Origin of the sequence: Citrobacter amalonaticus (assembly GCF_037053465.1) — a bacterium.
Taxonomy (GTDB): Bacteria; Pseudomonadota; Gammaproteobacteria; order Enterobacterales; family Enterobacteriaceae; genus Citrobacter_A; species Citrobacter_A amalonaticus_H.
In genome coordinates this window covers 100,985-114,763 of the sequence record NZ_JBALIF010000008.1, presented here as the reverse complement: position 1 = coordinate 114,763, position 13,779 = coordinate 100,985, and the positions used below count along the sequence as shown (strand labels likewise).

The 13,779-nt window shown below is 52.9% G+C and carries 14 protein-coding genes; 7 read left to right on the top strand and 7 right to left on the bottom strand.

Annotated features, from left to right (window positions below; all coding sequences use genetic code 11):
• Positions 1 to 16 precede the first annotated feature (16 nt).
• Entirely contained in the window at positions 17 to 673 is a 657-nt protein-coding gene (locus WB371_RS14985) for a carbon-nitrogen hydrolase family protein (RefSeq protein ID WP_336220842.1), read from the bottom strand.
• A 96-nt stretch (positions 674 to 769) separates the two neighbouring features.
• The gene (locus WB371_RS14980; protein ID WP_336220841.1) at positions 770 to 1,000 is read right to left on the bottom strand and encodes a DNA polymerase III subunit theta; all 231 of its coding nucleotides are present in this window, start codon (positions 998 to 1,000) and stop codon (positions 770 to 772) included.
• A gap of 137 nt (positions 1,001 to 1,137) precedes the next feature.
• Between WB371_RS14980 and yobA the strand changes: the two genes are divergently transcribed.
• The 3 genes from yobA to WB371_RS14965 are packed head-to-tail and all read left to right on the top strand — an operon-like array spanning position 1,138 to position 2,742.
• Positions 1,138 to 1,512 carry a CopC domain-containing protein YobA gene (gene yobA, locus WB371_RS14975; protein WP_336220840.1) on the top strand — a complete coding sequence of 125 codons (375 nt, stop codon included), beginning with the start codon at positions 1,138 to 1,140 and terminating at the stop codon, positions 1,510 to 1,512.
• A gap of 2 nt (positions 1,513 to 1,514) precedes the next feature.
• Entirely contained in the window at positions 1,515 to 2,387 is an 873-nt protein-coding gene (gene copD / locus WB371_RS14970; RefSeq protein ID WP_336220839.1) for a copper homeostasis membrane protein CopD, read from the top strand.
• 16 nt (positions 2,388 to 2,403) lie between these two features.
• Positions 2,404 to 2,742, top strand: coding sequence for a YebY family protein (locus WB371_RS14965; RefSeq protein ID WP_336220838.1), 339 nt, complete (start codon positions 2,404 to 2,406; stop codon positions 2,740 to 2,742).
• Between the two features lie 424 nt (positions 2,743 to 3,166).
• On the opposite strand, the gene WB371_RS14960 is transcribed toward WB371_RS14965, so the two are convergent.
• From WB371_RS14960 to yebS, 5 genes are all read right to left on the bottom strand, one after another.
• Positions 3,167 to 3,367, bottom strand: a complete 201-nt coding sequence (locus WB371_RS14960) for a YebW family protein (protein WP_336220837.1) — start codon at positions 3,365 to 3,367, stop codon at positions 3,167 to 3,169.
• A gap of 101 nt (positions 3,368 to 3,468) precedes the next feature.
• A complete protein-coding gene (locus tag WB371_RS14955; protein WP_336220962.1) occupies positions 3,469 to 3,705 on the bottom strand; it encodes a DUF1480 family protein in 237 nt (78 codons plus the stop codon).
• Between the two features lie 113 nt (positions 3,706 to 3,818).
• On the bottom strand, positions 3,819 to 5,258 hold the full coding sequence (rsmF, locus tag WB371_RS14950; protein ID WP_336220961.1) for a 16S rRNA (cytosine(1407)-C(5))-methyltransferase RsmF: 1,440 nt from the start codon (positions 5,256 to 5,258) through the stop codon (positions 3,819 to 3,821).
• A 76-nt stretch (positions 5,259 to 5,334) separates the two neighbouring features.
• Positions 5,335 to 7,968: a PqiB family protein gene (locus WB371_RS14945; RefSeq protein WP_336220836.1), complete on the bottom strand. Its 2,634-nt coding sequence runs from the start codon at positions 7,966 to 7,968 to the stop codon at positions 5,335 to 5,337.
• Positions 7,937 to 9,220, bottom strand: a complete 1,284-nt coding sequence (gene yebS / locus WB371_RS14940; protein ID WP_336220835.1) for a membrane integrity lipid transport subunit YebS — start codon at positions 9,218 to 9,220, stop codon at positions 7,937 to 7,939. Before yebS ends, WB371_RS14945 begins: the two co-directional genes overlap by 32 nt.
• A 128-nt stretch (positions 9,221 to 9,348) precedes the next feature.
• Here yebS and WB371_RS14935 point away from each other — a divergent pair, with 128 nt between their 5' ends.
• From WB371_RS14935 to htpX, 4 genes are all read left to right on the top strand, one after another.
• Positions 9,349 to 9,846, top strand: a complete 498-nt coding sequence (locus WB371_RS14935; RefSeq protein ID WP_336220834.1) for a GAF domain-containing protein — start codon at positions 9,349 to 9,351, stop codon at positions 9,844 to 9,846.
• 97 nt (positions 9,847 to 9,943) lie between these two features.
• Positions 9,944 to 10,630 carry an RNA chaperone ProQ gene (gene proQ / locus WB371_RS14930; protein ID WP_336220833.1) on the top strand — a complete coding sequence of 229 codons (687 nt, stop codon included), beginning with the start codon at positions 9,944 to 9,946 and terminating at the stop codon, positions 10,628 to 10,630.
• Between the two features lie 19 nt (positions 10,631 to 10,649).
• Positions 10,650 to 12,698: a carboxy terminal-processing peptidase gene (gene prc / locus WB371_RS14925; protein WP_336220832.1), complete on the top strand. Its 2,049-nt coding sequence runs from the start codon at positions 10,650 to 10,652 to the stop codon at positions 12,696 to 12,698.
• Positions 12,699 to 12,890: 192 nt separating this feature from the next.
• Entirely contained in the window at positions 12,891 to 13,772 is an 882-nt protein-coding gene (gene htpX / locus WB371_RS14920) for a protease HtpX (protein WP_336220831.1), read from the top strand.
• Positions 13,773 to 13,779: the final 7 nt, after the last annotated feature.

The window sequence follows — 13,779 nt, the reverse complement described above, 5'->3', positions numbered from 1 at the left end:
TCCTGACCGAAAACGTTTAGCGTAAAGGAATGATATCACCTTGCCAACCCTGCGATGTGCGCTGTCCCGTTAATAACAGCGAACCGCGGTCGGCGCGGACTACTAACTGTCCGTTTTCATCCCATAAGGCGCTATTTCCGCGCGCGTTCGCCATCAGAACGGCAATAGCGAATTTATGCGAGAAATACTGTAAGCGCGATGTTGAGTTCAGAAGTTCAGGTTCACAGACGCTCTGGCTGGTAGTAAAGAGGGAGCAGGCCGGATCCATATCAATACCTTCGGGTTGTTCGTCTACCACATTGATCGTGTGCAGGTCTTTGCAAAGACATGCGCCGTGACTTTGATGAAACATGCGCGGTGCGTTCATCCAGGGGGCGAAAACGGCGATACCTTTGACAAAGCGATTGTTATGCTCGACCGGCAGGCCTGCAATGATGACCATGCGGTGTGTGGCGGCGGCAAACAAAAGCGGCTGTAGCAGACTGATATCTGGAGGGGCGGGTAACGACGGGTTATCGTTGGTACAGCCGAGTAAGGAAAGAGAGGGAAAAACCAGCAGTTCGCATTGTTGTCGGGCTGCCGCGTTAATGAAATCCAGATGGTGAGCAATGTGTTCTTTAAACGTGGTTTTTAGCGGTTCGTACTGTGCGGCAGCTATTTTCCAGTGCGACATAATGATTTCCTTTTCATAGTGTCTACAATCGTCCTTAAATCATAGAATAAGAATCGACTTATACTGTAGCAGGCAATATGTAAGGATGTGTAAGCGTTATTTAGGTTTTGGTTCGTAGGGTAAACGCGAGAGGGAAACCGATGCCAGACGATGAGCAATAAGGCGCTCGCGAAACCAGTCACGCAGATGCTCAGGCTGCTCTCGTTCGACCACTTCAGCCACAACGGGCATGTTATAGCGCTCTTTAAATGCGACGCCAGCGGCGGCAAGATCCACGTTGACCTTGTCCATTTCAGCTTGCTCCAGTTGAGCGAGATTCTTAAGCATGGGGTTCTCCTTCTGTCATGCGCGCAAAAGTTACTAAGAGTGCGTCGGAATGGCAAGCCACAATTGATGATTCTCGACTCGAACATTGTTGAAGGTTATCCTCTTAAAATAAGACATAACTAAAAGGAATAGTGAATATGGTCACTCCTGCACGTACATTGCGCTTTACACTTCTTTTTCTGGCTTCAGCCCTGGCAACGCCAGCAGCGTGGGCGCATGCGCACCTGACGCATCAGTTCCCGGCGGCGGATGCCGAGGTTAACGCGTCACCACAGGCGCTGACGCTTAATTTCTCCGAAGGGATCGAGCCCGGATTTAGCGGGGCAACGATTACCGGTCCAAAGCAGGAGGAAATTAAAACCCATCCTGCAAAACGCAATGAGCAGGACAAAACGCAGCTCATTGTTCCGCTCGACGAGACTCTGAAACCAGGGAAATACCAGGTAAGATGGCACGTGGTTTCGGTAGATGGTCACAAAACCAAAGGGCAGTACACCTTTAGCGTGAAATAAGCATGCTGACGTTTACCTGGGTCGCGCTTCGCTTTATCCATTTTACGGCGCTGATGCTGCTGTTGGGTTCTGCGCTCTATGGGGCATGGCTGGCACCTGGGTCAATTCGTCGCCTGCTGAACCGGCGCTTTTTGCGCCTGCAACAGCACGCAGCGCTGTGGAGTTTTCTTAGCGCGGCCTTGATGCTGGCGATTCAGGGCGGTCTGATGGGCTCTGGTTGGCAGGACGTCATTTCTCCACCTGTCTGGGAACTGGTATTGCACACTCAGTTTGGTGGCGTCTGGCTCTGGCAGATTGTTCTGGGGCTGGTCACGCTGGCGGCGGCTCTGGTTGTTCCGCGAAATCTGCCGCGTCTGCTGCTGATTTTGGCTCTCGCACAGTTCGTGTTGCTGGCGGGAATAGGGCATGCCACGTTGCACACAGGCATTTCCGGCGCACTCCAGAAGACCAGTCATGCATTGCATCTGATTTGTGCTGCGACCTGGTTTGGCGGATTGTTGCCCGTCATTTACTGTATGCGAATGGCTACAGGACGCTGGCAACAGCAGGCGATCTACACCATGATGCGTTTCTCGCGCTATGGTCACCTTGCCGTTGCTGGCGTGTTGCTCACCGGTATAGCGAATGTGCTTTTCATTCAGGGGGCCTCGGCTCCCTGGCTGACAGGGTGGGGACAGTGGCTTTTGTTAAAATGTGCACTTGTCGCGCTTATGGTGGCAATCGCACTGGTGAACCGGTATGTTCTCGTACCACGGATGCGACAGGAGTGCGATCGCCTCCGTCAGTATTTTATCTGGATGACGAAGATCGAATGGGCTATTGGCGCAGGGGTGCTGGCAATCGTCAGCCTGTTTGCGACGCTGGAACCGTTCTGAAGGACAGGCAAAATTCATGAAAAAAGTGATTCTCTCTTTATTGCTACTGGCCAGTTCAGGGGCTGCGCTGGCGGCTCCACAGGTCATCACCGTGAGCCGGTTTGAAATCGGCAAAGACAAATGGGCTTTTAATCGCGAAGAGGTGATGCTGACTTGTCGGCCGGGTAATGCGCTGTACGTGATTAATCCCAGCACGTTAGTGCAGTATCCACTTAACGATGTCGCGCAAGAGCAGGTGGCGAGTGGCAAAACCAACGCGCAGCCTCTTTCCGTGATTCAGATTGACGATCCGGCAAAACCGGGCGAAAAAATGAGTCTGGCGCCGTTTATCGAACGTGCGAAAACACTCTGCTAGTTCCCAAAATATCGTTCTGATTTCCAATAAAAAACCGCAAGCATCCTGAAGATGATCTTGCGGTTTTTGTCTGTCAGCCAGTGACAATCGCCCTTTTTTTCCAGCCACTTTAGCCGCGGACTGGAAAACCTGGCGTCGTCATCTATTCTTAAAGGGCAAGGCGACTTAGCCTGCATTAATGCCAACTTTTAGCGCACGGCTCTCTCCCAAGAGCCATTTCCCTGGACCGAATACAGGAATCGTATTCGGTCTCTTTTTATCTGCAGAACCTGGTGCTTTTCCTGAGCCAAATGGCGTTTGACACTCAGCATTCTGCGTAAACCATACCTATTCCTGGATATCAACGTCCAGCGTTTTTTGCTGTTATTGTTAAATTTATGTTAGGGCATGACTGCGGGCAAATCACTCGTTAACGCTGGTGCCGTTAACGTAATGAAAAGTCACTGTATTGCTGTGCCGGCATCCAGAAACCATCGATAAAATCTTCAACGGGAAAACAGCCGCCGTGGCGAATCCGCTGATCGTCCATATAATAGAGGCACTGTTGCTCTGTATCGTAGACGTCCACCACGATATCTTCACAACCGCCATCCAGGTAACACACAAACAGAACCAGTGCGAACATTCCATCCTCGTTTTGTACAGCCATATCAAAAGTGTAGGAGGAATTAACGCAAGCGGGAAGGGGGAATAAATAACCCGCCGGGCTGACGGGTTCTTTTTGAATCAGGCAAGACGCATGATCCAGGCATCAGACTTACTGTCATAACGAGTGCGAAAGAGGACCGAATGTTCTCCATTGAGCAGTGCCGGAATGCTGATATCGGCATCCCAGGCATCCAGTTGCATACATAAATCCGGATCGGATTTACACGGAATGGTTAACGTTCGATCTCCTGGCGATTCGCCGTGCAGCTCGGCATCGTCAATTTCAAAAGCGCCAATGCGCACACTGGTTTTCATCATCGTGCTCTCCGTGGGTTCGCTGATTGTGGTACGACCAGTTGAGTGGTCCATTTCTCAGCGTAGTCAACGCAGGCAAAAGCGCCAGTAAAAAAGTGCGTAAATTTCCCGTTTCAGACGTTACCGGTAAACAGTTTTCCGTCACGAACCAGCTCGCGTGGGTAACTGTTTTTGAGTCGTGAACCAATTCGTTTAGCGAGTCCTATCGGCTGATGCTGGAAAGTGACCAGCACATCATCCGTGGCGGGAGCAGCCTGCGGGTAAACATCACGACCACGATACCACTCTTCGGCCTCCTGGCCTGACAGCTCAAATGCACAGGGGTGATTCACATCGGCAAGAGCAATAACGGCTTCATGCTGCCAGCGATAACCTTTATTATGGGCTTCCGCAAGTTTGATGCCCAGGCGCTGGAAGCGCACTTTTCCGATCAGCGGTTCAATCTCAGAAGGAAACAACCAGATCTCTTTATCACGTTGCCAGAGACGCAGGTTTTCCCCCCAACGCAGACCGACTGTGCTGGCGGCCTGGCGAAGCGTCGCGGATTCACGTTCTCTGACGGGCGAAAAGGGGAATTGACCCACTTTGTACTTCGGTTCAGGCAGGGCAGGAATGCTCGCCGTTTTCCGCAGACGGGCGACGAAGAATCCTTCACAGTCATAAATCTGCGGGAACACGTGCAAGAATCCTTCTGCCGTCAGCGCGTTGCTTGCCTGCGCAAACAGATCGCCTAACGGTAAAAACTCGACTGCCTCAGGCCAGGTTTGTTTCAGCCATTTGACGACGGACTCGTTTTCTTCACGGTTCAACGTACAGGTCGAATAGACCAGCGTGCCGCCGGGGCGCAGGGCGCGAAAAGCGCTTTCAATCAGTTCACGCTGTGTGGCCGCAATCTCAAGATTGCTTTCAACCGACCAGTTTTTCAGTGCATCAGGATCTTTACGCACCACGCCTTCACCAGAGCAGGGGGCATCAAGCAATATAGCGTCAAACATTTCCGGCAATGCCGCGCCAAACACCCGGCCATCGAAATGGGTCAGCGCTACGTTACTGATCCCGCAGCGGCTGATATTGGCATGCAAAACCTTAACGCGGCTGGCGGAGTATTCGTTTGCGAGAATAGCCCCCTGATTCCCCATCCGGGCCGCGATTTGCGTGGTTTTTGAACCAGGGGCAGCCGCAACGTCCATCACCCGTGCCGGTGAGTTGCCATCCGCCAACAGGGCTGCCACTGGCAGCATGGAGCTGGCTTCCTGAATATAAAACAGGCCGCTCAGATGCTCGGCGGTACTGCCAAGCGGCAATGCCTCTTCATCATCGCGTTCAATCCAGAAACCCTCCTCGCACCAGGGGATCGGGGTCAGCGTCCAGCCATAAGGCGCAGTTAAACGGAGAAAATCGGCGACAGATATTTTGAGCGTATTAACGCGAATGCTGCGACGTAGCGGACGCTGGCAGGCGGCAAGAAACTCGTCAAAGGAGAGGGTCGCAGGCATTGCCTCGCGCATTTGCGTCAAAAAGGCTTCAGGAAAATAAACAGCGTGTTGAGTCACGTGGGGCACCACCGGCAGTAAAACAGGCGCGCAGTGTAGCATAAAGGCTCCGGCGCGGGCACGCCGGAGCCTGACATTAACGTGGCAGGGCCGTTCCCCATTCACGCCACTCTTTTGGTTCGCTTTCCAGCAACAGGAAGTGTTTTCCTGCCTGTGCCTTCGGCGCCAGCGGAATGCCGGGAGGGGTGGCGAACGCAATACCGCCGCGAATGAACTGGTTAAAGGTACCGGTTTTCACTACACCCCCGGTCAGGCCGAAGTCCAGACTGTAGCCGGATGCCAGCCAGAAAACAGAGTTATTGCGCACCAGGTGCTGGTAGCGCTGACTGATACGCATGGCGATCATCACCCGGTCGGACAGCGACCCCAGCGTCATGCCTGTCACCGTTCCGACTTCTATACCGCGAAACAGCACCGGTGTACCAATGGCCAGGGAACCGGCTTCCGGAGCCTCGACTACAATACTCAGGCCGTCAAGGTAGCGCGAGTCGGTAATGGTGGCTTCCTGCAATTCGAAGTCGCGGCGCGGGTTACCACGGCCCGGTTCGACGTTGATGTAGGGCTGGAGAATGGTGTCGAGATGCTCCACGCCAGCCGCGGAGATTTGTGGTGTGATGACCGAGAAACGCGTACCGCTGCGAGCGAAAGTTTGTACATATTCAGGATACAGCACCGCTTTTGCCTGCACCTCGTTGCGAGAGGTGATGAGCTCAAGCGTCTGAATCTGACCGATGTCGATTCCAAGATAGCGAATCGGCATCCCGGCCGCCAGTTTCCCGGCGTCAAAGGCGTGAAGCGTAATCTGCCCACCAACCGCACGCGCCGCCGTTTCAGAGGCATACAAAATACGCTTATCGCCTTTGCGCAGGCTGGCGCTGGCGCCGCTCAGATTATCAAAGCTGATGGCCCCTTTGAGCGCACGAGACAGAGGGGAGGCCTGTACGGTAAGTCCGCTGCCATTGAGTTGCACTTTCGCGCCACCTTCCGCCCAGAACACGCTGTTACTGGTCAGCAGGTTGCGGTACTCCGGTTTAATGTGCAGATCGATATCAAAGGCGTTGGCGCGTGGGCGTACGGTGATCACTTCACCCACCTCAAATTTACGATACAGCACCACGGAGCCCGCCTGTACGTCGGGCAGCGTTTCCGCACTCAGACTCAGCGTGGTGGTCGGCAGGTCACTCAGGCTGTTTTCCACCGCTTTTTCGAGGTTGGCATACAGCGGATAGCTGGATTTCATCGCACCTTTGCCGCCTGGCAAAATGCGAATGCCGCCGCTTAACCATTCGCTGGCGCTGGCGCCGAGGAATTCAACGCCATCCAGACCGACTTTGACATCCACGCGGCTGTTGACCACGAATTTACTGTCACCCTGGACCAGATCGCGATTCTGCGGCTCAATCGCAGCGGTAAACTCGACGCCTTTGCTCGTCAGCTTACGTTCAATTACCTGGCCCACCTGGACGCCATGAAGGATCAGCGGCTGACCCGCATCAATGCCATAACTTTCGGGGGCGGTGAGGGTAAACGTTAATACGTCCGGCTCGTGAAGCAGCGCTTTTTCGCCGGGCACGACAGCAAAGGTGTTGCGCGCTTCGCCAGTGCCAGGCACCAGCTCAAAGGTTTTACCCGTCAGTAATGCGCTGATGTTGGCATCGTTCAGCGAGAGTTTAGGGCTACGAAGTTCGATGCGTGTCGTGTCACGCAGCAGCGTTACTACGCTGGGATCGACCGTCATTTCGCCAGTGACTTTGCCGTCGGGTTGCAAATCAAGCTTCGTGAGCTGACCCACTTCCAGTCCCTGATACATCAGCGGGGTTGAATCGGCTTTCAGCCCCTCGCCGCTGGGCAAATCAAGTTTAACGATGACGCCGCGCTGGCTGTGCGCCAGATCTTTATACAGTCCGAAGGTGTCGTCCTGCGCGGCGGGTTTTGAATTCTCTGGCGAGTCAAAGGCAATCGCACCGTTCACCAGGGCAGCCAGACTCTCCAGTTTCACCTTTGCACCGCTCAAACTGAGGTTGGCGTCAACCCCCGAAACGTTCCAGAAACGACTGCCTTTTTTCACCAGATTGGTGAAGCGGCGTTCAATCAGAACGTCAATGGTCACGCCCTGTTTGTTCGGAGTAATACTGTAATCGTACACCCGGCCAACCGGGATCTTACGGAAATAGACCAAAGACCCGCTGTTGAGCGAGCCCAAATCCGGCGCGTTGAGGTGAATCATCAAATCACCATTGTCCAGTCGATATTTTGGCTGGGTGTCGAGCGCGACGAAGTGGTCCTGTTCTTCGCCTTTACCGGGCATCATGCCGATATAGTTCCCACCGACCAGCGCATCAAGTCCTGAGACACCCGCAAGCGAGGCTTTCGGCGTTACCAGCCAGAACTGCGTTTCAGCTCGCAGGGCATCTTTCATATCAGATTTGATGCTGACGCGGACTTCAATTTTGCGCAGGTCTTCGCTCAGACTGACATCCTGCACGGTACCGACCTCCACGCCCTGATAGCGAACGGGCGTGCGGCCCGGGACGATGCCATCGGCAGACATGAAGTCGATCGTCACCGTGTTACCGCGATCTTCGTAACTGTTCCAGAAAAGCCATCCCGCGATCATCAATGCAATCAGCGGGAGTAGCCAGAAGGGAGAGATACGGCGTTTCGTTTTAATCTGCGCTTCAGTCGGCGAAGCGGGCGTTTCCTGACTCATGTGCATCCCAAAGTAAGCGGCTGTCCAGCCATTCCACAGCAAGAATAGTCAAAATTACCGCTGCGCCGAAATAAAACGCAGCCGGTCCCATTGTAAAAGCAAGAATCTGATCGCGATTAATCAGCGACATGGTTAAGGAGATAACAAAAAGATCCAGCATCGACCAACGACCAATCCACGTGACCAGTCGCAGCAACTGGATTCGCGTACGTAAACCCTGTTCGCATTTGAAGTGAATGCTGAGCAGTAACGTAAACATGACGATCACTTTGGTAAAGGGCACCAGAATACTGGCGATAAAAACCACGGCGGCCACGGCGATATTACTGTTTGCCAGCGACAGAATACCGGACATGATCGTGTCTTCCTGGCGCCCTCCGTTGACGTAGATAACGGAGATAGGCATCAGGTTAGCGGGCAACAGCAAAACGATCGACGCCAACAGCGCCGCCCAGCATTTTTGAATACTTTGATTCCTGCGCTCCCTGAGTGGGATGTGGCAGCGCGGGCACCGCCCACGTTGATCCGGATAGCCGGTAAAATGACAGCCGAGGCAAACGCGAAGTTTTTCGTCAGGGCGTTTTGCCGGCCGTTGCGGATAGAAACGCTCCCACAACTGTTCGATGTTCAGGTGCGAAAGCGTCAGGATGCTGAGAATAACCAGTGCAATAAAAGCTAATAATCCGACGCCTGGCTGCAAAAAAGCGTAATCCTGGACTTTGATCGACGCCACGCCAATCCCCACCAGATAGATGTCCAGCATCACCCACTCTTTAAGCTTCTCCAGCATCAGCAGAACGGGGCGTAAATTCATGCCGAGAATATTACCGAACCACAGGTAGGCGATGGCGCTGACCAGGATGAGAGGGGCGCCAGCAACGCAAAACAGCACCATCGCCGCGGTAATGGGGTCGCCTTGCCGGGTCATCTGCCAGATCCCTTGCATGACGTTGGCATCAATGCGGATCCCTAACAAATAGATATGCAGCAAGGGCTCGCCCCAGGCGAAGGGCATCAGCAACAGCATAGTGATCGCCATTGCCCCCAGACGCGTCAGCGACCAGTCACGACCATCGCGAATCTTCGCCTGGCAGCGGGGACAATACGCGCTCTGGTGTGAACGCATTTTCGGCAAACTAAACAGCAGGTCGCATTGGGGACAACGCTGGTAGTGCGCACGCGGAAGTGCTTCGCTGATGGATCGGATCGCTATTTTTTTTGGTGGCGTAATAGATTGAGTCTTGAGAGCCATGTATCGCGAATCATAATGTTAGATTTATGTAATCTTAACTCATGACGGGAATGATCTTGAGCATTAACGCATTTAATGCTTATTTTAATAGGCTGCGGTACAAGGTAAGACAACTAAGTGATTATATAATGAACAAAACAGAGCTATACGCGGATCTGAATCGCGATTTTCAGGCATTAATGGCAGGAGAGAGCAGTTTTCTGGCGACGCTGGCAAACACCAGTGCGCTATTGTTCGAACGTCTTTCAGAGGTGAACTGGGCGGGATTTTATCTGCTTGAAGACGATACCCTGGTATTGGGTCCGTTTCAGGGCAAAATTGCCTGCGTGCGGATCCCGGTGGGGCGTGGCGTGTGTGGTACGGCAGTATCCCGCAACCAGGTCCAGCGTGTTGAAGATGTTCACGCTTTCGATGGGCATATTGCCTGCGATGCGGCGAGTAATTCAGAAATTGTCCTGCCGCTAACCGTAAATCAGCAGATTATTGGGGTGCTGGACATCGACAGTACCGCATTTGGCCGCTTCACCGCTGAGGATGAAGCGGGGCTCCGACAGCTCGTTGCTCAGCTAGAAAAAGTGCTTGCAACGACGGATTACAAAAAATTCTTTGCGAGCGTCGCAGGATAATCAACGGATAACGTAGCAATTACTGATGGCGTCATTATAATGACGCCTGTTCATGCCTGCTGCTTGTTGGCTACGTCCGTTGTAATCAGGAAATTTCATGGAAAATCAACCTAAGTTGAATAGCAGTAAAGAAGTCATCGCGTTTTTGGCCGAACGTTTTCCGCAGTGTTTTAGTGCGGAAGGCGAAGCGCGCCCACTGAAAATTGGTATTTTTCAGGATCTGGTAGAGCGTATTGAGGGTGAAATGAACCTCAGCAAAACGCAACTTCGTTCCGCTTTACGTCTTTATACTTCTAGCTGGCGTTACCTCTACGGCGTTAAGCCGGGCGCAACGCGTGTCGATCTCGATGGCAACCCGTGTGGTGAGCTGGATGAGCAACACGTTGAACATGCGCGTAAACAGCTTGAAGAAGCGAAAGCCCGCGTTCAGGCGCAGCGTGCAGAGCAGCAAGCGAAAAAACGCGAAGCCGCCGCCGCTGCAGGCGAGACCGATGACGCGTCTCGTCGTGAACGTAAGCCGCGTCCTGCGCCACGTCGCAAAGAAGCGACTGAGCGTAAACCGCGTGCTGATAAACCGGCAGCTAAAGCGCCGCGTGCACCTCGTGAAGAGAAACTGACGCCAGTCTCTGATATTTCAGCGCTGAGCGTTGGACAATCTCTGAAGGTGAAAGCAGGTAATGATGCGATGGATGCCACCGTGTTAGAAATCACCAAAGATGGCGTCCGTGTACAGCTGAATTCGGGTATGTCTTTGATTGTACGCGCAGAACATCTGGTGTTCTGAAACGGAGGCCAGGCCTGGCATGAACACATTTTTTAGGCTTACCACGTTAGCTGGCCTGCTTGCAATAGCAGGCCAGACCTTCGCCGTGGACGACATTACGCGTGTCGATCAAATTCCAGTTCTTAAGGAAGAGACTCAACACGCAACGGTAAGTGAGCGCGTAACGTCGCGTTTCACGCGCTCTCACTACCGCCAGTTCGACCTCGATCAGGCTTTTTCCGCCAAAATTTTTGACCGCTATCTGAACTTACTCGATTACAGCCACAACGTGCTGCTGGCGAGTGATGTGGAGCAGTTTGCGAAGAAAAAGGGGCAACTGGGCGACGAATTACGTTCGGGTAATCTCGACGTCTTTTACGATCTCTATAATCTGGCGCAGAAACGGCGCTTCGAGCGTTATCAGTACGCACTGAAGGTGCTGGAACGTCCGATGGACTTCACCGGGACTGACACCTTCAATCTCGATCGCAGCAAAGCACCCTGGCCAAAAGACGACGCTGAGCTGAATGCGCTGTGGGACGGCAAGGTGAAGTTCGATGAGTTAAGTCTGAAACTCACCGGCAAAAATGATAAAGAAATTCGTGAGACGCTGACTCGTCGCTATAAATCCGCCATCCGTCGTCTGACTCAGACGAACAGTGAAGATGTCTTCTCAATGGCGATGACGGCCTTTGCGCGTGAAATTGATCCTCATACGAATTATCTGTCGCCGCGCAATACCGAACAGTTTAACACTGAGATGAGCCTGTCCCTCGAAGGGATCGGCGCCGTGCTTCAGATGGATGATGACTATACGGTCATCAATTCCATGGTCGCCGGTGGTCCAGCCGCGAAGAGCAAGTTGATAAGCGTTGGCGATCGCATCGTCGGTGTGGGTCAGACGGGCAAGAGCATGGTTGATGTGATCGGCTGGCGTCTGGATGACGTGGTCGCGCTCATCAAAGGGCCAAAAGGCAGCAAGGTTCGTCTCGAAATTCTGCCTGCCGGTAAGGGAACGAAAACCCGTATCGTGACGCTGACGCGTGAGCGAATCCGTCTGGAAGACCGTGCCGTTAAGATGTCCGTGAAGACGGTGGGTAAAGAGAAAGTCGGTGTGCTGGATATCCCGGGCTTCTATGTTGGCCTGACTGACGATGTCAAAGTTCAGTTGCAGAAACTTGAAAAACAGAATGTCAGCAGCATCGTGATTGATCTGCGTACAAATGGCGGCGGGGCGTTGACCGAAGCCGTTTCCCTGTCGGGTCTGTTTATCCCTTCTGGTCCGGTGGTTCAGGTTCGCGATAACAACGGTAAAGTTCGTGAAGATAGCGATACTGATGGCGTTGTTTACTATAAAGGTCCGCTGGTTGTGCTGGTCGATCGCTTCAGTGCCTCGGCGTCGGAAATCTTTGCCGCCGCGATGCAGGATTATGGCCGCGCGCTGATTGTCGGCGAACCGACCTTTGGTAAGGGAACCGTGCAGCAGTATCGTTCGCTGAACCGCATTTACGATCAGATGCTACGTCCGGAATGGCCGGCACTCGGCTCCGTTCAGTACACGATTCAGAAGTTTTACCGGGTGAACGGCGGCAGTACCCAACGTAAAGGGGTTACGCCGGATATCGTGATGCCGACAGGTAACGAAGAGACAGAAACCGGTGAGAAGTTTGAAGACAATGCGCTACCGTGGGACAGCATCGAGGCGGCAACGTATGTGAAATCAGACGATCTGCGACCGTTTGGCCCGGAATTGCTCAAAAAACATAACACCCGAATCGCTCAGGATCCTGAATTCCAGTACATAATGAAAGATATCGCGCGTTTCAATGCGATGAAGGACAAGCGTAACATCGCATCTCTTAATTACGCGCAGCGTGAAAAAGAGAATAACGAAGATGATGCGTTGCGTCTGGCACGCATTAATGATCGCCTGAAGCGCGAAGGAAAGCCGGTGCTGAAAAAACTGGATGACCTGCCAAAAGATTACCAGGAGCCGGATCCGTATCTTGATGAAACGGTGAAGATTGCGCTGGATCTGGCGACGCTGGAAAAAGCGAAGCCCGCGGAACAACCCGCCGCGTCAAAATAGCGTCAAGGAGGCACAAGAAATTGTGCCTCTTTTTTTAACAAGTGCGTGAGGCAGTCAGTATGGTGCAACAAAATGTAAAGTTGTGTCTTTCTGGTGACTTACGGGGCAATGATGCTTGAAAATAGCGCTACGACCCATACGATATGGGTAATCGCATAGTGCGTTTTGTTAATTTGAGGTTAAAAGAAAATTATGATGCGAATCGCGCTCTTCCTGTTAACGAACCTGGCCGTTATGGTCGTTTTCGGGCTGGTGCTGAGCCTGACAGGGATTCAGTCGAGCAGCGTTCAGGGTCTGATGATTATGGCGTTGCTGTTTGGTTTCGGTGGTTCCTTTATTTCACTGCTGATGTCCAAATGGATGGCGCTACGCTCTGTCGGTGGAGAAGTGATTGAACAACCGCGCAACGAAAGAGAACGCTGGTTGATCAACACCGTCGAAACGCAGGCACGCCAGGCGGGTATCGCCATGCCGCAGGTGGCTATCTATCATGCGCCGGACATTAATGCTTTTGCGACGGGGGCACGCCGTGACGCGTCACTTGTTGCGGTGAGTACCGGTTTACTGCAAAACATGAGTCCGGACGAAGCGGAAGCGGTTATTGCTCACGAGATCAGCCATATCGCCAACGGTGACATGGTCACCATGACGCTGATCCAGGGGGTGGTGAACACCTTTGTTATCTTTATTTCGCGTATTCTGGCGCAGATCGCCGCCGGTTTTCTGGGTGGAAACCGTGATGAAGGTGAAGGCAGTAACGGCAACCCGATGATTTACTTCGTGGTCGCAATGGTGCTGGAACTGGTGTTCGGTATTCTGGCGAGCATTATCACCATGTGGTTCTCCCGTCACCGTGAATTTCACGCTGATGCCGGTTCTGCCAGACTGGTTGGTCGCGAAAAGATGATTGCCGCATTGCAGCGTTTGAAAACCAGTTACGAACCGCAGGAAGCATCCAGCATGATGGCGTTCTGCATTAACGGTAAAGGAAAATCGCTGAGCGAGCTGTTTATGACTCACCCGCCGCTGGATAAACGTATTGAAGCGTTACGCAGTGGGGAATACCTGAAATAACTCTTTT